The sequence below is a fragment of the Pseudomonas sp. sp1636 genome, from assembly GCF_030376615.1.
Lineage (GTDB): Bacteria > Pseudomonadota > Gammaproteobacteria > Pseudomonadales > Pseudomonadaceae > Aquipseudomonas.
This window is the reverse complement of record NZ_JARRAB010000002.1, coordinates 140,857-163,030: the sequence shown is the minus strand read 5'-3', so window position 1 is coordinate 163,030 and position 22,174 is coordinate 140,857. Positions and strand designations below refer to the sequence as shown.

Below are 22,174 nucleotides of genomic sequence, written 5' to 3'. Positions count from 1 at the left end.
CAGTGTCCCGGCCGCTATACTGACGCAAGTTAAATGCGCAGCCGACCCAGACCGGGCGCGATTATACATGCCATGCCCTACCCCCGCAGTGGGCATTTTCGACAGGGTGTAACCCGCCAATGAGCCATATCAGCAGTTCCCGCCCGATCGCGCCAACCCTGCCTAACAGCCGTGCCAGCGCGCCGGCCAGCGATCTGGCGCTCAAGCTGCTGCAGCCGCTGCAAGGCCTGCTCGCCAGCGGCGAGACCGCCAAAGCCGAAGTAGTCGCCCTCAAGGAAGTGGCGCAAAGCTTTCAACTGCTGCTCAAACTGACCCTGGACAATGGTCGCCAGGCCACCCTGCAAGCCAGCAGCCCGCGCCCCCTCGCCCAAGGTACCGCTCTGACGGTCACGGCACTGTCGCAAAGCCGTCTGGCCGTGACCCTGCTAGCCGGCGGCGAGACAGCCCTGACCAGCCTGGATCTCGAACAACTGCCGATCGGCACCTTGTTGCAAGGCAAGGTCGTGGCGCGCGAGCAGTTGGCCCAAGCCAAAGCACAGCAGGTGCTCTACAAGGTGGTAGTGAGCCTGCTCAACACCCCGTTGGCGGGCAGCAAACTGGCGCTGGAAACCCCTCTGCCACTGCCCCTCGGCAGCTTGCTCAGCGCTCAGGTGCAAAGCAGCCAGGCCCTGAGCTTCCTGCCCCTCAGCGGGCGCCTCGATCAACTCGAGTTAAGCCAGCAACTGGCCAGCCAGCAAAATCGCCAGGGCTCGCTGGAAGGCTTGTTCAAGGCCCTGCAAGGCGTGACTGGCAAGCAGGCGCTGCCGGAGGGCCTGCGCAGCAGCATCGACAAGCTGCTCAGCGCCCTACCGGAGGCGGGTCAGTTAAGCAGCGTCAAAGGCTTGAGCCAGGCCATGGAAAACAGCGGTTTATTCCTCGAAAGCAAACTGCTCGGCGGCCAGGGCCATGCCCTGCCTACGGACATGAAAGCCAACCTGCTGCGCCTGATCAACCAACTGTTACCCACCCTGGCAACCGGCGCGCCGCTGGCCACGGCCAATGCCAGCGCCGCCATAGCCCAGGCGCTGCCGGCATTCGCCCGCGACATGCTCGGCTCCCTCGGCCAATCCGGCGCACGCCAACAGGCATTGCGCTTCCCCCTGCCCTCACGCCTGCTGCAGACGATGGAGGGCGAGGCCGACCTGCAGACCTTGCTGAAACTGGCCGCCGCCGCCGTCTCGCGCCTGCAAACCCACCAACTGTCCAGCCTGGCGCAGAGCCAGGTCGGCCCGGACGGCAACCTGCTGACGACCTGGCAACTGGAACTGCCCATGCGCGACCAGCAGGAACTGCGGCCCTTGCAGGTAAAAATCCAGCACCAAGAACCGCAGAAATCGCCGGACAAGGAACCCAAGGAAGCGCTGTGGAAGGTCGAACTGGCCTTCGACCTGGAGCCACTGGGGCCGCTGCAGGTTCAGGCGCAACTGGCCCGCGGCAGCCTGTCCGGCCAGCTCTGGGCCGAACGCCCGCGCACCGCCAGCCTGATCGACGCCGAGCTGAGCACGCTGCGCGAACGCCTGAACGCCGCCGGCCTGAATGTCGCTGCACTGGCGTGCCACCGAGGTACGCCACCGCAGGGCTCAAGAACCAGCCTGGAACAACGCTGGGTTGACGAAACCGCATGAAAAAACCAGCCCCGCGCCAAGCCATCGCCCTCACCTATGACGGGCAAAATGCTCCCAACCTCAGCGCCAAGGGCGATGACGAGTTGGCCGAGGCGATTCTGGCAATCGCCCGCGAATATGAGGTGCCCATCTACGAGAATGCCGAACTGGTACGCCTGCTGGCACGCCTGGAACTGGGCGAGGCAATCCCCGAGCAACTGTATCGCTGCATTGCCGAGATCATCGCGTTCGCCTGGCATTTGAAGGGCAAGTGCCCGCCGGGTTTCCAGCGCGATAACGACATCACCCCGCCGCTACCACGGCTTGACGGCCCGCCACGCTGAAGAGCCGAGCCAGGCTACAGATGGTCTGGACGCGAAAGACTCAGGATTTGTGAACATATCGAACGCCCTTGCGAGCCGCCTCCGGGCATTCGCCGCAGGCATTTCGTGCGCACGCGCTCAGCGTTTGGGCTGATTGAGCTTGCTGATCAGCTCTGCCTCGGCCTTGCTCAGCCCGCAGGACTGGGTCAGGTCATCGACACTGGCACCCAAGCCGACCAGGCGTGCGGCCTGGGTAAAAGACAGGCTACTGGGATCGCGCTGTTCGATCTGGCTCAGCTTGTCCGGCAGTGGCGCCACGATTTGCCGCAGCTCGTGCAGCTCTTCGCCCATGCGCACGCTACCGGCCAGGTAGATATCCAGGCGCTTACTTAACTCCTTGATGCGCAGATCGCGCGCCGCATCCCGCTCGGCCTGCAACAACGCCAGGTGGCGCTGCTGCATGATCAGCCAGACGCAGGTGCCGACCAACCCCAGGCACACCAGCCCAAGCAGGATCAGCGCGATCTCTAACATGGTTTAGATACTCTCCAGCTCGGACCACTCTTCTTCGCTCATCATCTTGTCCAGTTCGACCAGAATCAGCAGCTCGCCGTTCTTGTTGCACACGCCCTGGATGAACTTGGCCGATTCGTCGTTGCCGACATTCGGCGCGGTTTCCACCTCGGACTGGCGCAGGTAGACCACCTCGGCCACGCTGTCGACCATGATGCCGACCACTTGCTTGTCCGCCTCGATGATCACGATGCGGGTATTGTCGGTCACCGCTGCCGAGTCCAGGCCGAAGCGCTGGCGGGTGTCGATCACCGTCACCACATTGCCGCGCAGATTGATGATCCCCAGCACATAACTCGGCGCACCCGGCACCGGAGCGATCTCGGTGTAGCGCAGTACTTCCTGAACCTGCATCACATTGATGCCATAGGTTTCATTGTCCAGACGGAAGGTCACCCATTGCAGGATGGGATCTTCAGCGCCCTGTGCAGAATTCTTCTTCATACCCCTAGCCTCGTCGTAAGCCGCGCGGTGCGGCGTGCGCGGTTCAAACCGCCTGTCATCATCGGCCAAACTCGCCGCCAGGGCGAGCCCGCCATTTCTCAATCAGTGAATCTGGCCATTGACCATGCGCTTGGCCGCGCCACTGGCAATCAGCTCGGCCAGGGCCGCCACATCCAGCAAGGCGCACATGTGTTCGATCACGGTGCCCGCCAACCAGGGCCGCAGCGTGCGTTGAGTGCGCCACTTGATCTCGCTGGGATCCAGACGAATCGAACGACTGACCTGATGCACGGCCAGCCCCCACTCATAGCCCTGCACTGAAATCACATACTGCAAACCCTGGCGAAAATCATCGCGATAACGGTCAGGCATGACCCAACGCGCGGTATCCAGAACCTTCAGGTTGCCGGCCTGGCACGGCAGTATGCCGAGAAACCAGTCCGGCTGGCCAAATAATGGCGTCAACTCCTGCCCCGCCAGCGGAAATATCGAGCCCAGGCACACCAGCGGCACCGCCAAGGTCAGGCCGGCGACATCGAATAACAGGCACTCGAACGGCTCCTGTGCCCACTCTGGCCGCTCGCCCGACTGCAAGCCGGGTAGCTGCTTGATCGAGGTAGCGGGCAAATGGACGTCGATCACCGACTCAACCGGCAGCGGCTGAACGACCACAGCGGGTGCCGCGTCGAGCACCGGCAAGCTAACAGGCTGCGGTTCAGCCAGCGCCTGCACCGGCGCAGCGGGCAGCAGGCCAGCATCGCGCACCTGCTCCTCCAGCACCGCGGCCGCGAACTCGTCCAGGCTGCTGCTCTCGGCCAATTCGACCGCGGCCTCCTGCAACAAGCTGTCCAGATAGGACTGCAAGGCCAACTGGGGGCGCGTGGCGGTGGCGACGGGACGACTCATAGATGGAATCCGCAAAAATAACCTGTACAACCTATCGGCCGCAGTGGCGGCATACTTGAGTTTCTCGGCTGATCAGGGATCCTCATCTCATGCCACCTGCGCGGCCAGCTGCTGCGCCAACAGGTGCTTGAGCAGCGCCCGATAGGCCAGCACACCGCGGCTATTGGGGTCGAACTGCGAAGGCGTGCGCCCGGCGCGGCTGGCATCGCGCAAGCGCGTGTCGATCGGAATATAGGCCGGCCACAGATGCTCCGGATAGCTGTCGCGCAGCAGGCGCAAGGTGCCCAGCGAGGCCTGGGTACGCCGGTCGAACAGGGTCGGCACTATGCTGTAGGGCAGCGCCTGCTTGCGCGACCGATTGATCATCGCCAGGGTACTGACCATGCGTTCCAGGCCCTTGACCGCGAGAAATTCGGTCTGCACCGGGATCACCAACTGCTGGCTGGCCGCCAACGCATTGACCATCAGCACGCCGAGCAACGGCGGACTGTCGATCACCGCATGATCGTAGCCCTGCCAGAGTTGCGCCAGACTCTTGGCGATCACCAGGCCCAGCCCACTCTGCCCGGGCGACTGGCGCTCGAGCGTGGCCAAGGCGGTACTCGACGGCAACAGGGCGATACGCTCATGGCTGGTGGGCAGCAGCAATTGCTCCGGCAGCCCCTGAGGCACCGCGCCTTGCTGCAGGAACAGATCGAAACAGCTGTGTTCCAAGGCATCCGGATCGTGACCGAAATAGCTGGTCATCGAGCCATGGGGATCGAGATCGACCACCACCACGCGCTTGCCGGCATCGGCCAGCAGACCGGCCAAGGCGATGGCGGTGGTGGTCTTGCCCACACCACCTTTTTGATTGGCTACTGCCCAGACTCTCATCTTGTTTGTCCTCCCGGTATGATCCAGACCCTACCGAGAACAGGCGTCGCCCTAGGGGGCAAACGACGGGGGATTGACGGCACCCGCTGGCGGGGCCTGCATTGCAGGCAGTGGTGCAGGTTGCGTGCCAGCCCGCTGCAAGGCGCTATCGGGACGGGCATTGGAGCTGCCCACACCACTCACGCTACGACGCACATCGAGGTTGCGCGACACCACCAATACCACCCGCCGGTTACGTGCCCGGCCATCGGCCGTCGCGTTATCCGCCACGGGTTGAAATTCACCATAGCCCACCGACGCCAAGCGTCCGGGGTTGACCCCATCCATGGCCAGCATGCGCACGATGCTGGCCGCCCGGGCAGCCGACAATTCCCAGTTGGTTGGGAACTGCGCGGTTTTAATCGGCAGGTTGTCGGTAAAGCCCTCGACATGCACCGGGTTTTCATAAGGCGCCAGAATCTTGGCAATCTTCTCGACAAGGTCGAATGCGGCATTGTTCGGCAAGGCATCGCCACTGGGAAACAGCAGGCTGGAACTGAGCTCGATCTCGATCCACAGCTCGTTGCCACTCACCTTCAGTTGCTTGGAATCGATCAAGCCGGCAAACGCCTGGCGCATGCTCTCGGCAATGCTCTGCAGGGAGTCCGCCGCCGGGCCGGCCTGCTCGTCCTCATCGACCAGCGCGCGATCCGGCTCGGTGGTGCGCGGCCGCTCATCGCCCACCGGGATAGGCTTGATCGCCCGGTCTGGTTGATTGAACACCCCGGTCAGGCTGTCCGAGAGAATCTTGTACTTGCCCTCGTTGACCGAGGACATCGAGTACATCACCACAAAAAAAGCGAACAACAGGGTGATGAAGTCGGCATAGGAGACCAGCCAACGCTCATGGTTTTCGTGCTCTTCGGGGTGCCTGCGACGAGCCATGGCTACTCCATGAAGCCTTGCAGCTTCAATTCGATGGAGCGCGGATTCTCGCCTTCGGCAATCGACAGAATGCCCTCCAGCAACATCTCGCGGTAGCGCGACTGACGCAGGGCGACGGCCTTGAGCTTGTTGCCAATGGGCAGCAACAGCAGGTTGGCAAAACCGACCCCGTAGATGGTGGCGACAAAGGCCACGGCAATGCCGCTGCCGAGCTTGCTCGGATCGGCCAGATTGCCCATTACGTGGATCAGGCCCATCACCGCTCCGATGATGCCGATGGTCGGGGCGTACCCGCCCATGCTTTCATAGACCTTGGCGGCCTGGATATCGCGGCCCTCCTGGGTGTACAGGTCGACCTCGAGAATGCTGCGAATGGCTTCGGGTTCGGCACCATCGACCAGCAGCTGCAACCCCTTGCGCGCATAGGGATCGGTCTCGGAGTCGGCCACCGCCTCCAGGCCGAGCAGGCCTTCCTTGCGCGCGGTCATGCTCCAGCCCACCACATGCTCGATGCCGCCGGCCAGATCGATGCGCGGCGGCAAGAAGATCCAGCGCAGAATCGCCAGGGCGCGTTTGAACACGCTGACCGGCGCCTGCAGAAACGCCGCGCCCAGGGTTCCGCCAATCACGATCAACGCCGCCGGGCCGTTGAGCAGCGCCGCCACATGGCCGCCCTCCAGATAGTTGCCACCCAAAATGGCGACGAACGCCAGGATGACCCCTATCAGGCTCAGCACATCCATTACACGCAGGCCTCCGCCAAGTGCCGACCGATGTCGTCGAGGCCGTAGATGGCGTCCGCCAGATTGGCCTTGACCACCGCCATCGGCATGCCATAGATCACGCAACTGGCCTCATCCTGCGCCCACACCTGACTGCCGCCCTGCTTGAGCAGACGCGCACCCTCGCGCCCATCCGCGCCCATGCCGGTCAAGACCACCGCCAGCACCTTATCGTGAAAGGACTTGGCCGCCGAACCGAAGGTAATGTCGACACAGGGTTTGTAGTTCAGGCGCTCGTCACCGGGCAGAATCCGCACCGCACCGCGACCATCGATCATCATCTGCTTGCCGCCCGGCGCCAGCAGTGCCAAGCCGGGACGCAACAGGTCGCCGTCCTCGGCCTCCTTGACGTTGATTCGACACAGTTTGTCCAGCCGTTCGGCAAAGGCCTTGGTAAAAGCCGCCGGCATATGCTGGATCAGCACTATCGGTGCCGGAAAATTGGCCGGCAACTGGGTCAGCACCCGCTGTAGGGCCACCGGGCCACCGGTCGAGGTACCTATGGCCACCAGTTTGTAGGCTTTGCGTTTGGCCGCGCTCGCGCGCGTAACCGCCGGCCCCGGGGCTGGCACCGGCGCGGCAACCGCGAACTGACGCGGCGCACTGGCCACTGCGGCCGGCTTTGCCGCCGGGCTGACAGAGGGGCTGGTTAAAGGCGCCGGGCTCAAACTGCGGCGATTACTGCGCGCAATAGCGTGAATTCTCTCGCACAGCAACTGCTTGACCTTCTCCGGATTGCGCGAGATGTCCTCGAAGTTCTTCGGCAGAAAATCTGCCGCGCCGGCCTCCAAGGCATCCAGGGTGACGCGTGCGCCTTCGTGGGTCAGCGAAGAAAACATCAACACCGGGGTCGGACAGCGCTGCATGATGTTTCGTACCGCCGTGATGCCGTCCATCATCGGCATCTCGTAGTCCATGGTGATCACATCGGGCTTGAGCGCCAGCGCTTGATCGATGGCTTCGCGACCATTGGTCGCCGTGCCTATCACCTGGATGTTCGGATCGGCCGAGAGAATTTCCGAAACGCGCCGGCGAAAGAAGCCGGAATCGTCCACCACCAACACCTTGACCAGCATAAACACTCCTAAACGGCGCCGTCTGAACCGGCGCCGCGAACGATCAGTTGCGCCGCGCGTAGCGCTTGAGCATGCTCGGCACGTCGAGAATCAGGGCGATGCGTCCATCGCCGGTGATGGTAGCGCCAGACATACCTGGAGTGCCCTGGAGCATTTTGCCCAATGGTTTGATCACCACTTCTTCCTGACCGACCAGCTGATCGACGACGAAACCGATGCGCTGGTTACCCACGGTGAGAATCACCACGTGGCCCTCGCCCTGCTCCTCATGGGCAGCGCTGCGCACCAGCCAGCGCTTGAGGTAAAACAACGGCAGCGCCTTGTCGCGCACTATCACCACTTCCTGGCCATCGACCACATTGGTGCGCGACAGGTCGAGGTGGAAGATCTCGTTGACGTTGACCAGCGGGAAGGCGAACGCCTGGTTGCCCAGCATCACCATCAGCGTCGGCATGATCGCCAGGGTCAGCGGCACCTTGATGACGATCTTCGAGCCCTGGCCCTTGACCGAGAACACGTTGACCGTGCCGTTGAGCTGGGAAATCTTGGTTTTCACCACGTCCATGCCGACGCCGCGACCGGACACGTCGGAGATCTCGGTCTTGGTCGAGAAACCCGGGGCAAAGATCAGGTTGTAGCACTCGAACTCGTTGAGCCGGTCGGCCGCATCCTTGTCCAGCAGGCCCTTCTCCACGGCCTTGGCCCGCAGCACATCGGCGTCCATGCCTTTGCCGTCGTCGGAGATCGACAGCAGGATGTGATCGCCCTCCTGCTCGGCCGACAGCACCACCTTGCCGCCGCGCGACTTGCCCGCGGCCTCGCGCTCTTCGGGGGTTTCGATGCCATGGTCGACGGCATTGCGCACCAAGTGCACCAGCGGATCGGCCAGCGCCTCGACCAGGTTCTTGTCCAGGTCGGTTTCTTCGCCGACCAGTTCAAGGTTGATCTCTTTCTTCAGGCTGCGTGCCAAGTCCCGCACCAATCGCGGGAAGCGGCCGAAGACCTTCTTGATCGGCTGCATGCGCGTCTTCATCACCGCCGTCTGCAGATCCGCGGTGACCACGTCGAGGTTGGAGACGGCCTTGGCCATCGCCTCGTCGTTGCTATTCAAACCCAGGCGCACCAGACGATTACGCACCAGCACCAGTTCGCCGACCATGTTCATGATCTCGTCCAGGCGCGCGGTATCCACCCGCACGGTGGTTTCCGCTTCGCTGGGCGCTGGCGTCTTATCGGCGGTTGCGGCGGCCGGCGTCGGCGTCGGCGTCGGCGTCGGCGTCGGCGTCGGCGCTTTCAGCGGAGCGACCTTGGCCGCGGGTTTGGCCAAGGGCTGAGCGGCAGCCGCGGGTTTGCCCGCAGCGGCCGCCGCCACTGTTGCCGCGGGCGCCTTGGCGATCGCGGCCGGCTCGACAAATTTGCCCTTGCCATGCAACTGATCGAGCAGCGCCTCGAATTCGTCATCGCTGATTTCATCGCCAGCCGCTGCCGCAACGGGCGCTGCAACCGGCGGCGCCACGGCCGCCGCTGGTGCTGGTGCTGCGAACTGGCCCTTGCCATGCAACTGGTCGAGCAGCGCCTCGAACTCATCGTCGCTGATCTCGTCGCTGGCCGCGGCCGCGGCTGGCTGCCCGACGGCGCTCGCCGCAGCGGACACAGCCACAGACGGAACCGAGAACTGGCCCTTGCCATGCAACTCATCCAGCAGCGACTCGAACTCATCGTCGCTGATTTCGTCGCCCGCAACGCCTGCGTTTGCCGTCTTGCCAGGCGTTTCAGTCAGCGCATCGAGCAACTGCTCGAATTCGCTGTCGGTGATATCGCCAGAGGCCGCCGCAGGCGCCTCGACAACCTCGACAACCTCGGCAACGGGCTGTTCGAGCACAACCGCAGCCGCCGGCTCGGCCAGGCGCGCCAGGGCTGCCAGCAATTCCCGAGTGGCCGGCGTCGGGGTGACGCGCTCGCGCACTTCGCTAAACATGCCGTTGACCGCATCGAGCGCTTCCAGCACCACATCCATCAGCTCGGAGTCGACGCGCCGTTCGCCCTTGCGCAGGATGTCGAAGACGTTTTCCGCGATATGGCAGCATTCCACCAACTCATTGAGCTGGAGAAAACCGGCACCGCCTTTGACGGTGTGGAAACCGCGAAAAATAGCGTTAAGCAGATTCATGTCGTCCGGGCGGCTTTCAAGCTCCACCAATTGCTCGGACAGTAGTTCAAGAATCTCGCCGGCCTCAACCAGGAAGTCCTGGAGGATTTCTTCATCGGCGCCGAAGCTCATAGACGTGCTCCTAAAATCCCAGGCTGGAAAGCAGATCGTCGACATCATCCTGATTGGATGCGACGTCTTCACGCTTATCGGCATGAATCTGCGGACCTTCACCGTGGGAAGGCTCTTTTTGTTGCTGTTGTTCGGCACGCAGCACGGCGTGGTCATGCTCGATGCCGGCGAAACGGTCGACCTGGCTGGCCATCAGCACCAGCTTGAGCAAGTTGCTTTCCACTTCGGTGACCAGTTGCGTCACCCGCTTGATCACCTGGCCGGTCAAATCCTGATAGTCCTGAGCGAGCAGAATGTCGTTGAGATGGGCCGCCACCTGGACGCTGTCGCGCTCGCTGTTGGCGAGGAACAGTTCAATCCGTTTGGCCAGTTCACGAAAGCCGTCGGCGCCCATTTCCCGGCGCATGAAGCGGCCCCAGTCGGCGCTCAGGCTCTGCGCCTCGGTGCCGAGGCCATTGACCAGGGGTGAACTCTGTTCGACCAGATCCATGGTGCGATTGGCCGCTTTCTCGGTCATCGTCACCACATAGTTCAGGCGCTCGGTGGCGTCGGCGATTTGCGACACTTCCTTGGCGTGCGGTACGCGCGGATCGAGCTGGAAATTGACGATGGCGTTATGCAGCTCGCGCGTCAGCTTGCCGACCTCGTGATACAGACCACGGTCGCGAACCTTGTTGATATCGTTGATCAGTTGCACCGCTTCGCCAAAATCGCCGTGTTCCAGGCTATCCACCAACTGGCGAGCGTGTGTTTTCAGGGTCGACTCAAAATCACCCTGAGCGCAATCATTGTGTTCCATAGTGCCCTCGCGGCAGACATCAGCCGTTGACCCGCTCGAAGATTTTTTCAATCTTTTCTTTCAGCACTTGGGCCGTGAACGGTTTAACCACATAGCCATTCACCCCGGCTTGTGCGGCCTCGATGATCTGATCGCGCTTCGCTTCAGCGGTCACCATCAACACCGGCAGGTGCTTCAGGCGCTCGTCGGCGCGCACCGCTCGTAACAAGTCGATCCCGGTCATGCCTGGCATGTTCCAGTCAGTCACCAGGAAATCGAAGCTGCCACTTTGCAGCATCGGCAGTGCCGTGGTGCCATCATCGGCCTCTGCGGTATTGGTGAACCCCAAGTCGCGCAGGAGGTTCTTGATGATCCGGCGCATCGTTGAAAAGTCATCAACGATGAGGATTTTCATGTTTTTGTCCAAGTCGACCTCCGTACAGTCCCAAACGAACCCAGCACCTGGGCCTGCTTTCAATTGTGAAACCGGCCTGACAGGCCGCGGCGAAACCAGCGCACTCGCTAGTTTTCCAACGGACTGCTAGCTCGCCCGCCATTCTCCCAGTCGCGCCCGCAAGCGTGCGGCACACTGACTATGCAACTGACTGACGCGCGATTCGCTAACCCCCAGAACCTCACCAATTTCCTTGAGATTCAGTTCTTCATCGTAATACAGCGCCAACACCAACCGCTCCCGCTCGGGCAAGTGGCTGATGGCATCGGCCAACGCCGCCTGAAAGCGCTCGTCTTCCAGTTCGCGCGAGGGTTCCGGGTGGGTGGAACTGGCGTCTTCGTGCAGACCGCCCTGCTCGCCGTCCTGCAACAGATCGTCGAAACTGAACAGCCGGCTGCCCAAAGTGTCGCCAAGGATGCCGTAGTAATCCTCGAGACTCAATTGGAGTTCGGCCGCAACCTCTTGATCTTTAGCGTCTCGACCGGTTCTGGCTTCAATTAGCCGAATGGCATCGCTGACCATGCGGCTGTTGCGATGCACCGAACGCGGCGCCCAATCGCCCTTGCGCACCTCGTCGAGCATCGAACCGCGGATGCGGATGCCGGCGAAGGTTTCGAAACTGGCACCTTTACTGGAGTCGTACTTCTTCGAGGCTTCGAGCAGGCCGATCATCCCGGCCTGGATCAAATCATCCACCTGCACGCTGGCCGGCAGACGCGCTAACAAGTGATAGGCAATCCGCTTGACCAAGGGCGCGTGGCGCTCGATCAACTGGTGCTGGGCATCCTGCGTCTGCGCCTTGCTGTACATACGGAGTCCAGAAGTTGCTGTCATATGGCCGCATCCGCGGCCGGCTGTTGCACCAGACGCTCGACGAAAAACTCCAGATGGCCGCGCGGATTGGCCGGCAGCGGCCAGGCATCGACTTTCTGCGCGATCGCCTTGAACGCCAGGGAGCACTTCGAGCGCGGGAACGCTTCGTAGACCGCCCGCTGTTTCTGCACGGCCTTGCGTACCGACTCATCGTAAGGCACTGCGCCAACATATTGCAGCGCGACGTCGAGGAAGCGGTCGGTAACCTTGGTCAGCTTGGCAAACAGGTTGCGGCCTTCCTGTGGGCTGTGCGCCATATTCGCCAGGACGCGGAAACGGCTCATGCCGTGGTCGCGGTTGAGCAGCTTGATCAGCGCATAGGCGTCGGTGATCGAGGTCGGTTCGTCGCACACCACCACCAGCACTTCCTGGGCGGCGCGGACGAAGCTAACCACCGAGTCGCCAATCCCGGCGGCGGTATCGACGATCAGCACATCGAGGTTGTCGCTGATGTCGCTGAAGGCTTGGATCAGGCCGGCATGCTGCATCGGCGAGAGCTGCACCATGCTCTGCGTGCCCGAAGCGGCGGGCACGATACGAATGCCGCCTGGGCCTTGCAGCACCACGTCGCGCAATTCGCACTCGCCACTGATCACATCGGCCAGCGTGCGCTTGGCCGTGAGCCCCAGCAGCACATCGATGTTGGCCAGGCCCAAGTCGGCGTCCATCACCATCACCCGCCGACCGAGGTCGGCCAGCGCCAGCGCCAGATTCACCGACACATTGGTCTTGCCAACGCCGCCCTTGCCGCCGGTCACCGCAATCACCTGTACGGGATGCATACCCATGTTATTTCTACACCTTGTCTGACTTCGACTGGAACCATGTGGCTGCGTGTACGCCATCAACCCACTGCCGGGCACCACGCATTGCCGCCTATCGCTGAATCTTTACTGCAGTGGCCATTAACCGGCGCGTCGCGCCGGATGCTGATAAAGCCCGGCAAACATCTCGGCCATCGTATCTTCGCTCGGATCCTCGGCATTTTGCAGGCCCACCGCCCGGCTCACCAACTGATGGCTGCGTGGCACCTGCAAATCATCGGGGATACGCGGCCCATCGGTCAGATAGGCTACCGGTAGACGCTGGCCAATAGCCAGACCTAAAACCTCGCCCAGGCTGGTGGCCTCATCCAGTTTGGTCAGGATGCAGCCGGAAAGGCCGCAGCGTTTGTAGCTGTGGTAGGCCGCCTTGAGCACCTGGCTCTGGCTGGTGGCCGCCAAGACCAGATAATTCTTGGCCTTGATGCCGCGACCGGCCAGGGTCTCCAGCTGCATGTGCAGGGCGGGATCGCTGGCCGGCAGGCCGGCGCTATCGATCAAGACCACGCGCTTGCGCGCCAGCGGAGCCAGGGCCTGGGTCAACGACTGCCCCGGATCGACCAGGGTCACCGGCACATTGAGAATACGCCCCAGGGTCTTCAGTTGTTCCTGGGCACCGATGCGATAGCTGTCCAGGCTGACCAAAGCCACATGCTGGGCGCCGTACTTGAGCACATAGCGCGCGGCCAGCTTGGCCAGGGTGGTGGTTTTACCCATGCCGGCCGGGCCGACCAGGGCAATCACCCCGCCCTCCTCCAGCGGCTCCTGTTTAGGCGTCTGAATCGCATGGGCCAGGTGCGCGAGCAACATGCCCCAGGCCTGGCGCGGCTCGGCGACATTCGCCACCCGCTCGAGCAGCACCCGCGACAACTCGGCAGGCAAGCCCATGCGCTGCAGGCGCCGCCAGAGACTGGCCTGCTGCGGCCGGCGCGCCTGCATCTGCCCCCAGGCCATGGAGCCCAGCTGCACTTCGAGCAACTCGCGCAAGCCGTGCAACTCGGAACGCATGGCCTCGAGCGCGCCCTGGTCGCTACTGGCCATCGGCGCCGGCGCCGCCATGCGCAGAGCGGTGTCCAGGTCGCCCTGCGGCGCCGCCGGTTCTTCCGCGAACAGCTGGCGATCCTTGCTGGCGTCGGCGTGGCTGCGCGTGACCAGCTCGGCCTGAGCCGAAGCGATGCGCGCCTGGGTCTGGCGCAACTCGGCCTCCAGCGCCGGGTTCGGTTGCCGGGCAGGTGCGGCGGGAATCTGGTAGTCCAGGGCAGCAGTCAGTTCGACACCGCCGGCAACCCGGCGATTGGCGATGATCGAGGCGTCCGCGCCCAGCTCGTCGCGAACCAGCTTCATGGCTTGGCGCATATCGGCAGCGAAAAAGCGTTTGACCTGCATAGCCTGTTACCTCGGTTAATTCTGCCCCACCGTTGCGACGATGGTGACCTGCTTGTTGTCCGGGATTTCCTGGTACGCCAGCACATGCACACTCGGCACTGCCAACCGTGCAAACCGCGAGAGCATCGCCCGAACCGGACCGGCCACCAGCAGGATCACTGGCTTGCCGAGCATCTCCTGGCGCTGCGCCGCTTCCACCAGGGAACGCTGCAGCTTCTCGGCCATGCCCGGCTCCAGGAGGATGCCTTCCTCGGAGCCCTGACCGGCCTTCTGCAGACTGTTAAGCAATATCTGTTCCAACCTCGGCTCAAGGGTGATCACAGGCAGCTCCAGCTCTAGTCCCACGATGCTTTGCACGATGGCACGGGCCAGGGCGACCCGCACTGCCGCAACCATCGCGGCGGGATCTTGACTCTTCGGCGCCACGTTGGCGATGGCCTCGGCGATGGTGCGGATGTCGCGCACCGGCACCTGCTCCTGCAGCAGCGCCTGCAGCACCTTGAGCAGGGTCGACAGCGACACCAGACCCGGCACCAGCTCCTCGGCCAGCTTGGGCGAGCTCTTGGCCAACAACTGCATGAGCTGCTGCACTTCCTCGTGCCCCAGCAACTCGTGCGCGTGCTTGTGCAAGACCTGGTTGAGGTGGGTGGCGACCACCGTGCTGGCATCGACCACGGTGTAGCCCAGCGACTGCGCCTGATCGCGCTGGCCCGGGTCGATCCATACCGCTTCCAGGCCGAACGCCGGATCTTTGCCGGCAATGCCGTTGAGGCTGCCAAACACTTGGCCCGGATTGATCGCCAATTCGCGATCCGGATAGATCTCGGCCTCGGCCACGCTGACACCCATCAGGGTCAAGCGGTAGGCGCTGGGCTGCAAGTCGAGGTTGTCGCGGATGTGCACGGAAGGCATGAGAAAGCCCATCTCCTGCGAGAGCTTCTTGCGCACGCCCTTGATCCGCGCAAGCAACTGGCCACCCTGGTTGCGGTCGACCAGCGGGATCAAGCGGTAGCCGACCTCCAGGCCGACCATATCCACCGGCGTGACATCGTCCCAACCGAGTTCCTTGACCTCCTGGGCGCGCTGGGCCGGCAGCAACTCTTGCTGGCGCTGCACCTCATGCACCTCCTCTTCCTTGACCTTGCGCTGCTTGTTGGCGATCCAGTAGGCGCCGCCCGCGGCGACCAGGCCCAGGCTGATAAAGGAAAAGTGCGGCATGCCGGGCACCAGGCCCATGGCGATCATGATCGCCGCGGCCACGGCCAAGGCACGCGGCGAGGCGAACATCTGCCGGCCGACCTGGGCGCCCATGTCTTCCGAGCTGGAAACCCGGGTGACCATGATCGCCGCGGCGGTGGACAGCAGCAGCGAGGGAATCTGCGCGACCAGGCCGTCGCCGATGGTCAGCAGGGTGTAGACCTTGCCCGCATCGGCGAAACTCAGGTCGTGCTGGAAGATGCCGATGGCAACCCCACCGATCAGGTTGATGAACAGGATCAGCAGGCCGGCGATGGCGTCGCCGCGGACGAACTTGCTGGCACCGTCCATCGAGCCATAGAAGTCGGCCTCCTGGGACACCTCGGCGCGGCGCTTCTTGGCTTCCGCCTGCTCGATCAGACCGGCGTTGAGGTCGGCATCGATGGCCATCTGCTTGCCCGGCATGGCATCCAGGGTAAAGCGCGCGCTGACCTCGGAAATCCGCCCGGCACCCTTGGTCACCACCACGAAGTTGATGATCATGAGGATGGCGAACACCACGATACCGACCACGTAGTTGCCGCCGATCACCACCTCGCCGAAGGCCTGAATCACCTGCCCCGCCGCGCCATGGCCGTCATGGCCGTTGAGCAGCACCACCCGAGTGGAGGCGACGTTGAGTGCCAGGCGCAGCAAGGTGGCCGCCAGCAAAATGGTCGGAAACACCGCAAAGTCCAGCGGGCGCAGGGCATAGATGCCAACCAGCAGCACCACGATCGACAGGGCGATGCTGAAGGTGAACAACACGTCGAGCAGGAACGGCGGGATCGGCAGCATGACCATGCCGAGCATGACCAGCAGCATCAAGGGGATGCCCAGATTGCCCTGACGCAACCCCGAGAGGTTGCTGCGCACGTTGCCGACCATTTGTGAGCGATCTACTGCCACATCCCTACCCCAGCCAATTCAATCTTTTGACGCTAACGACGCCTTTGCCAAGGGAGTGCAAGAAACTGTCCAACTTTGCCGGGGCGGGGAATATGGGATGAAGGATCGCGCAGGATGGGGCGAGCCTGTTGCCGCCATGCGGGCTTACGCGGCTCGATCCGCGCTATTCGTCGCGGCGCAAATCCGGCGGGATCGGCAGATCCGGCAGCGGCGCCGGGCGCTTGCCCTTGCCGGCCTGGTACTGGCGAATCTGGTAGACGTAGGCCAGCACCTGGGCCACGGCCAGGTACAGCCCGGCCGGGATCTCCTGATCCAGCTCGGTGGAATAGAACACCGCCCGCGCCAAGGCCGGCGATTCCAGCAGCATGACCTGGTGCTCCTGGGCGATCTCGCGAATCTTCAAGGCGGTAAAGTCGCCGCCCTTGGCCAGCAACACCGGCGCATGGCCTTTGGCCGGATCGTATTTCAAGGCGACGGCGAAGTGGGTCGGGTTGGTGATCACCACGTCGGCCTGGGGCACGGCCTGCATCATGCGCCGTTCGGCCATCTCGCGCTGCAATTGACGGATACGCTGTTTGACCTCGGGCTTGCCCTCGCTGTCCTTGTATTCGTCGCGCACCTCCTGCTTGGTCATCATCAGCTTTTGCTTGTTGTCCCAGAGCTGGAACGGCACATCCACCGCCGCAATCAACACCAGCGCGCAGGCCATCCACAATGCGCTCCAGCCGACCACCTGGGCCGCGTGCAGGATGGCCGACTCCAGCGGCTCGTGAGCGATCGCCAGCAGGTCGTCGACCTTGGCCGAGAGCACCGCCAGCGCCACGGCCAGCACCAGGGTGAACTTGGCCAGCGCCTTGAGCAGCTCGACCAATGCCTTGGTCGAGAACATCCGTTTGAGCCCCGCCAACGGATTCATCCGGCTGATCTTGGGCGCCATCGCCTTGGCCGAGAACAACCAGCCGCCCAAGGCAATCGGGCCGACAATCGAGGCGATCAGCAGTGCCAGAAACAACGGCAGCACGGCGTCCACGGCGACTTTCCCCGAGGCCAGCAGCCAGATCGCCATGGAGCGCTCATCCATGATCACCTCGCGCGACAGGGCGAAGTTGCCGCTCATGATCGACAGCAAGGCGCTGCCCAGGCTGCCGCCAACGGCCAGCAAGCCGCCGGCCCCGGCCAGCATGATCGCCAGGGTATTGAGCTCGCGGGAGCGGGCAATCTGGCCTTTTTCACGGGACTCACGGAGGCGTTTCTCCGTGGGTTCCTCACTCTTATCGGCACCGCTTTCCGATTCGGCCATGGGCTAACGCGCCATTGCGCGCAACAGTTGCAGGGCTTCGCTGGCGAACACCTGGTATTGGGCGAGGATATCGGCCATGCCGATCCAGAGGATCACCAAGCCCATGACCAGGGTCAGCGGAAAACCGATGGAGAAAATATTCAGCTGCGGCGCGGCGCGGGTCATCACCCCGAAGGCCAGGTTGACCACCAGCAACGCGGTGATCGCCGGCAACACCAGAATCAACGCCACCCCCATTACCCAACCCAGCTTATTGGCCAATTCCCAGTAGTGCTCGACCAGGAAGCCGCCACCCACCGGCAGGGTAACGAAACTCTCGGCCAGCACTTCGAAGACCACCAGATGACCGTTCATGGCGAGAAACAGCAAGGTCACCAGCATCAGCAGAAACTGGCCGATCACCGCCACCGAAATACCGTTGGCCGGATCGACCATCGAGGCAAAGCCCAGGCCCATCTGCGTCGCCACTATCTGCCCGGCAATGACGAACGCGTGGAAGAACAGCTGCAAGGTGAAGCCCAGCATCGCCCCGATCAGCACTTCCTCGGCAATCAGGATAAAGGTCGGCAGACTCAGCGCATCGACCTGCGGCATCGCCGGCAGATTGGGCGTCAATACCAGGCAAATCGCCAGCGCCAGGTACAGGCGCACGCGCAGCGGCACTATCTGGGTACCGATAATCGGCATGGTCATCAACAGCGCGGCGATACGAAACAGCGGCAACAGGAAAGCTCCCACCCAGCCGCCGATCTGCGCATCGCTCAGCTCCAGCATGTCAAAGCCCAACGCCGCTATTGGGGCGCACAGTCGATTTAGCCATGGGCATTCAGCCGATCAGCATCGGGATATTCATGATCAAGGTCTGCGTGTACTCCATCAGCTCGCGCGCCAGCCAGGGTCCGGCCACGATCAGGGTGAGCAGAATCACCAGCAGGCGCGGCAGAAAACTCAGGGTCTGTTCGTTGATCTGGGTGGCGGCCTGAAACATGGCGACCATCAGGCCGACCAGCAGACTGGGCACGACGATGATCGCGACTATGGTTGCGGTCAGCCACAGCGCCTCGCGAAACAGGTCGACAGCTACTTCGGGGGTCATGCCTAGGTGCCTCCGAAGCTGGCAGCGAGGGTGCCCATGATCAACGCCCAGCCATCGATGAGGACGAACAGCATGATCTTGAACGGCAGGGAAATGATCAGCGGCGAGAGCATCATCATGCCCATGGCCATGAGGATGCTGGCCACCACCAGATCGATGACCAGAAACGGGATGAAAATCATGAAACCGATCTGGAACGCCGTCTTCAGCTCCGAGGTCACGAACGCCGGCACCAGAATGACCAGCGGCGCCTGTTCCGGGCTGGCGATATCGGTGCGCTTGGACAGGCGCACGAACAGCTCCAGATCGCTTTCGCGGGTCTGCGCCAGCATGAAGTTCTTGATTGGCCCCTCGGCCTTGGCAAGCGCCTCCTGGGCGGGCAATTGTTCGTTGAGATAAGGCTGCAAGGCGTCCTGGTTAATCTGCTGGAACACCGGCGCCATGATGAACAGGGTCAGAAACAAGGCCAGCCCGATCAGGATCTGGTTGGACGGCGTCTGCTGCAGGCCCAGAGCCTGGCGCAGAATCGAAAACACGATGATGATGCGGGTGAAACTGGTCATCAGCATGACGAAGGCCGGGATGAAACTTAGCGCCGTCATGATCAACAGGATCTGCAGGCTGACCGAATACTCCTGCTGGCCTTCGGCGTCGGTGCTCAGGGTGATCGCCGAGATCGACAGCGGATTGTCGGCACCCAGCGCCAGGGGCGCCAGCAGGCTCAACAGCAGAACCAGCAGCAGGCGCAGCGCGCTCATCGAGACGTGTCCTTGTGATCCTTGCCCAGCACCTCCATCAGGCGCTGAGCGAACTCGGTCGAGGCCGGCTCACCGTCAGGCAGGTGCACCGGCTCCTTGAGCACATGCAAGGGCGCGATACGCCCCGGCGTCAGCCCCAGCAGCAGCTGCTCGCCGCCCACCTGCACCAGCACCAGCCGATCGCGCGGGCCGAGCGCCTGACTGGCGACTATCTTGATCACCTGGCCGCCGCGCGGGCCGAGCTGCTGCACCCGGCGCATCAGCCAGGCCAACAGGAAAATCAGGCCGATCACCAGCAGCAAGCCGAGCAGCAACTGCCCCAGCTGCCCGCCGATGCCGCTGCCGACCATGGGCGTGACCGCCTGCGCTGCCTGCGCTGCCGGCTCTGCGGCCAGGGCGGTGAGCGGCAGGAACGAGGTAATCCCAAGAAATCTGTGCATGTTCGGGCTCTGTCGGCGTATTAACGCAGTTTCTTAATCCGTTCGCTGGGGCTGATCACATCGGTCAGGCGGATGCCGAACTTCTCGTTGACCACCACCACTTCGCCGTGCGCAATCAGGGTACCGTTGACCAGCACGTCCAGCGGCTCGCCGGCGAGACGATCGAGCTCGATCACCGAACCCTGGTTGAGCTGCAGCAAGTTGCGGATGGTGATATCGGTGTTGCCGACCTCCATGGAGATCGACACCGGAATATCGAGGATCACATCGAGGTTCGGCCCCTCCAGATGGATCGGCAGATTGCCCTTGGGCACGCTGCCGAACTCTTCCATGGGCGCGCGTGGCGGCGCTGGCGCAGCCGCCCCACCGCCGGCGAGCATGGCATCGATAGCATCCTGATCGGCGCTGTCGCCGGACTCGGAAAGAGCGGCGGCCCACTCGTCGGCCAGCGCCTGTTCCTCGGGAGAGGTGTGTTCATTTTCGTCTGCCATCGTCTGTCCTCGGCTGGCTGGTAACGGATTGGGCGAGCGCTGCGCGGTGCAATGACAAGCAGTCAGCGCTGGCGGTCGATGGGCTCTAGCACTTGCAGCGCCAGGTTGCCTTTGTGCGCGCCGATCTTGACCTTGAAGGCCGGCACGCCATTGGCACGCAAGATTACGTTCTCGGGAATCTCCACCGGGATCACATCGCCCGGCTGCATGTGCAGGATGTCGCGCAGTTTCAGCTGGCGCTTGGCCACGGTGGCGCCGAGCGGCACGCTGACGTCGAGGATGTCTTCGCGCAGGGACTTGATCCAGCGCTCGTCCTGATCGTCGACATCGGACTGGAAACCGGCATCGAGCATCTCGCGGATCGGTTCGATCATCGAATAGGGCATGGTGACGTGCAGATCGCCGCCACCGCCGTCCAGCTCGATATGGAAAGTCGACACCACAATCACTTCGCTGGGGCTGACGATGTTGGCCAGGGCCGGATTGACCTCCGAGTTGACGTACTCGAAGTTGATGTCCAGCACCGCGTGCCAGGCTTCCTTGAGGTCGACGAAGGCCTGATCGAGCACCATGCGCACCACCCGCAGTTCGGTGGGGGTGAACTCGCGGCCCTCGATCTTGGCGTGGCGGCCATCGCCACCGAAAAAGTTGTCGACCAGCTTGAACACCAGCTTGGCATCGAGGATGAACAACCCGGTGCCACGCAGCGGCTTCATCTTCACCAGATTGAGGCTGGTCGGTACATACAGCGAATGCACGTACTCGCCGAACTTCATCACCTGCACGCCGCCCACCGCCACATCCGCCGAGCGACGCAGCAGGTTGAACATGCTGATACGGGTGTAGCGGGCAAAGCGCTCGTTGATCATTTCCAGGGTCGGCATGCGCCCACGGACGATCCGATCCTGACTGGTCAGGTCATATTGCTTGACGCTTCCCGGTTCGACGTCGTCCTCGGTATCGACCAACCCGTCATCGACGCCGTGCAGTAGCGCATCGATCTCGTCCTGGGAAAGCAGGTCTTGCACAGCCATGCGAAGCTCCCGGCTACTGCAGCACTAGGTTGGTGAACAGCACTTGCTCGACGGTCAGCTTGCCCGTCTCCTTCTGCGCCAATTCCTGCACGCTGGCGGTAGCCTGCTGGCGCAGCATTTCCTTGCCCACCGGGGTGATCAACGTCTCGAAATCCTGGCTGGAGAACAACATCACCAGGCGATTGCGCAGCACCGGCATGTGCACTTTGAGCGCATCCAGCGCCGCCTGGTCTCGCACCAGCAAGGCCACACTGACCTGCATGTAGCGCGCCCGACCGTTATGGGTGAAGTTGACCACGAACGCCGGCACCAGCTCTTCGTATATCGCCGCCTGCTTGACGGGCACCGCGGGCTGCGCAGACGCCACTTCGACTTCACTCTTGGCCGCGCCCTTGTTGAGGAAAAACCAGGTGCCGCCCACCGACACACCCACAGCCAGGAGCAAGCCCACGACAATCAAGATGATGAGCTTCAACTTGCCGGCCGGTTTCGCCTCGGTGCTTACCGGCTCTTGCGCCGCGTCTTTCTTAGCCATGCCAATTATCCGTCACTAATCGGAGTTCAATCCGTGTTCAAAGGGTTGAGAGCAAGTGTTATGCCAGCTTGCGCATAGCTGCAGCTCGCCGGGCCCCGATTGCGCGCCCCCCCCCGGACAACCCGGACAAATAGCGCAACAGCATGCGCGATCGAGGTTCGACTCAACGATGGCCAGCGGGTATACCAGTCCCGCCTCTTGCTGTCACCCGAAAACGACCGCGCCCGGCTGCCCG

The 22,174-nt window shown here is 62.8% G+C and carries 24 protein-coding genes; 2 read left to right on the top strand and 22 right to left on the bottom strand.

Annotated features, from left to right (window positions below):
- Positions 1-119: 119 nt before the first annotated feature.
- Together P8H27_RS02470 and P8H27_RS02465 are read left to right on the top strand one after the other, a co-directional pair.
- Entirely contained in the window at positions 120-1,664 is a 1,545-nt protein-coding gene (locus tag P8H27_RS02470) for a flagellar hook-length control protein FliK (protein ID WP_289635032.1), read from the top strand.
- Positions 1,661-1,987 carry an EscU/YscU/HrcU family type III secretion system export apparatus switch protein gene (locus P8H27_RS02465; protein WP_289635031.1) on the top strand — a complete coding sequence of 109 codons (327 nt, stop codon included), beginning with the start codon at positions 1,661-1,663 and terminating at the stop codon, positions 1,985-1,987. Before P8H27_RS02470 ends, P8H27_RS02465 begins: the two co-directional genes overlap by 4 nt.
- 117 nt (positions 1,988-2,104) lie before the next feature.
- Here the strand turns inward: P8H27_RS02465 and P8H27_RS02460 are convergent, their stop codons facing one another.
- From P8H27_RS02460 to fliL, 22 genes are all read right to left on the bottom strand, one after another.
- Positions 2,105-2,500: a DUF2802 domain-containing protein gene (locus P8H27_RS02460; protein WP_289635030.1), complete on the bottom strand. Its 396-nt coding sequence runs from the start codon at positions 2,498-2,500 to the stop codon at positions 2,105-2,107.
- 3 nt (positions 2,501-2,503) lie between these two features.
- Positions 2,504-2,983: a chemotaxis protein CheW gene (locus tag P8H27_RS02455; protein ID WP_172147066.1), complete on the bottom strand. Its 480-nt coding sequence runs from the start codon at positions 2,981-2,983 to the stop codon at positions 2,504-2,506.
- Between the two features lie 102 nt (positions 2,984-3,085).
- The gene (locus tag P8H27_RS02450; protein WP_289635029.1) at positions 3,086-3,889 is read right to left on the bottom strand and encodes a CheW domain-containing protein; all 804 of its coding nucleotides are present in this window, start codon (positions 3,887-3,889) and stop codon (positions 3,086-3,088) included.
- Positions 3,890-3,976: 87 nt separating this feature from the next.
- Positions 3,977-4,765, bottom strand: a complete 789-nt coding sequence (locus tag P8H27_RS02445; protein ID WP_289635028.1) for a ParA family protein — start codon at positions 4,763-4,765, stop codon at positions 3,977-3,979.
- Between the two features lie 51 nt (positions 4,766-4,816).
- Positions 4,817-5,689, bottom strand: coding sequence for a flagellar motor protein MotD (gene motD / locus P8H27_RS02440; protein ID WP_289635027.1), 873 nt, complete (start codon positions 5,687-5,689; stop codon positions 4,817-4,819).
- Between the two features lie 2 nt (positions 5,690-5,691).
- Positions 5,692-6,432, bottom strand: coding sequence for a flagellar motor protein (locus tag P8H27_RS02435; protein WP_289635026.1), 741 nt, complete (start codon positions 6,430-6,432; stop codon positions 5,692-5,694).
- Positions 6,432-7,547, bottom strand: a complete 1,116-nt coding sequence (locus P8H27_RS02430) for a chemotaxis response regulator protein-glutamate methylesterase (protein ID WP_289635025.1) — start codon at positions 7,545-7,547, stop codon at positions 6,432-6,434. Before P8H27_RS02430 ends, P8H27_RS02435 begins: the two co-directional genes overlap by 1 nt.
- A 43-nt stretch (positions 7,548-7,590) precedes the next feature.
- A complete protein-coding gene (locus tag P8H27_RS02425) occupies positions 7,591-9,828 on the bottom strand; it encodes a chemotaxis protein CheA (RefSeq protein ID WP_289635024.1) in 2,238 nt (745 codons plus the stop codon).
- A gap of 10 nt (positions 9,829-9,838) precedes the next feature.
- Positions 9,839-10,627 (bottom strand): protein phosphatase CheZ, encoded by a 789-nt coding sequence (locus P8H27_RS02420; protein ID WP_289635023.1) that lies wholly within the window; start codon positions 10,625-10,627, stop codon positions 9,839-9,841.
- Between the two features lie 19 nt (positions 10,628-10,646).
- Entirely contained in the window at positions 10,647-11,021 is a 375-nt protein-coding gene (locus P8H27_RS02415; RefSeq protein WP_170829026.1) for a chemotaxis response regulator CheY, read from the bottom strand.
- 126 nt (positions 11,022-11,147) lie between these two features.
- Positions 11,148-11,894, bottom strand: a complete 747-nt coding sequence (gene fliA / locus P8H27_RS02410) for an RNA polymerase sigma factor FliA (RefSeq protein WP_289635022.1) — start codon at positions 11,892-11,894, stop codon at positions 11,148-11,150.
- Positions 11,891-12,721, bottom strand: a complete 831-nt coding sequence (fleN, locus tag P8H27_RS02405; RefSeq protein WP_289635021.1) for a flagellar synthesis regulator FleN — start codon at positions 12,719-12,721, stop codon at positions 11,891-11,893. Before fleN ends, fliA begins: the two co-directional genes overlap by 4 nt.
- 117 nt (positions 12,722-12,838) lie before the next feature.
- The gene (gene flhF / locus P8H27_RS02400; protein WP_289635020.1) at positions 12,839-14,140 is read right to left on the bottom strand and encodes a flagellar biosynthesis protein FlhF; all 1,302 of its coding nucleotides are present in this window, start codon (positions 14,138-14,140) and stop codon (positions 12,839-12,841) included.
- Positions 14,141-14,155: 15 nt separating this feature from the next.
- Positions 14,156-16,264, bottom strand: coding sequence for a flagellar biosynthesis protein FlhA (gene flhA, locus P8H27_RS02395; RefSeq protein ID WP_289635211.1), 2,109 nt, complete (start codon positions 16,262-16,264; stop codon positions 14,156-14,158).
- A gap of 184 nt (positions 16,265-16,448) precedes the next feature.
- Positions 16,449-17,585 (bottom strand): flagellar biosynthesis protein FlhB, encoded by a 1,137-nt coding sequence (gene flhB / locus P8H27_RS02390; RefSeq protein ID WP_289635018.1) that lies wholly within the window; start codon positions 17,583-17,585, stop codon positions 16,449-16,451.
- 3 nt (positions 17,586-17,588) lie between these two features.
- Positions 17,589-18,359 (bottom strand): flagellar biosynthetic protein FliR, encoded by a 771-nt coding sequence (fliR, locus tag P8H27_RS02385; protein WP_289635017.1) that lies wholly within the window; start codon positions 18,357-18,359, stop codon positions 17,589-17,591.
- Positions 18,360-18,411: 52 nt separating this feature from the next.
- Entirely contained in the window at positions 18,412-18,681 is a 270-nt protein-coding gene (gene fliQ / locus P8H27_RS02380; RefSeq protein WP_289635016.1) for a flagellar biosynthesis protein FliQ, read from the bottom strand.
- 2 nt (positions 18,682-18,683) lie between these two features.
- The gene (gene fliP, locus P8H27_RS02375) at positions 18,684-19,439 is read right to left on the bottom strand and encodes a flagellar type III secretion system pore protein FliP (RefSeq protein ID WP_289635015.1); all 756 of its coding nucleotides are present in this window, start codon (positions 19,437-19,439) and stop codon (positions 18,684-18,686) included.
- On the bottom strand, positions 19,436-19,879 hold the full coding sequence (fliO, locus tag P8H27_RS02370) for a flagellar biosynthetic protein FliO (protein WP_289635014.1): 444 nt from the start codon (positions 19,877-19,879) through the stop codon (positions 19,436-19,438). The genes fliP and fliO overlap by 4 nt, the downstream gene beginning before the upstream one ends.
- Before the next feature lie 20 nt (positions 19,880-19,899).
- Positions 19,900-20,370 (bottom strand): flagellar motor switch protein FliN, encoded by a 471-nt coding sequence (gene fliN, locus P8H27_RS02365; protein WP_289635013.1) that lies wholly within the window; start codon positions 20,368-20,370, stop codon positions 19,900-19,902.
- Between the two features lie 62 nt (positions 20,371-20,432).
- Positions 20,433-21,404, bottom strand: a complete 972-nt coding sequence (gene fliM, locus P8H27_RS02360; protein WP_289635012.1) for a flagellar motor switch protein FliM — start codon at positions 21,402-21,404, stop codon at positions 20,433-20,435.
- A 13-nt stretch (positions 21,405-21,417) separates the two neighbouring features.
- The gene (gene fliL / locus P8H27_RS02355) at positions 21,418-21,939 is read right to left on the bottom strand and encodes a flagellar basal body-associated protein FliL (RefSeq protein WP_289635011.1); all 522 of its coding nucleotides are present in this window, start codon (positions 21,937-21,939) and stop codon (positions 21,418-21,420) included.
- Positions 21,940-22,174: the final 235 nt, after the last annotated feature.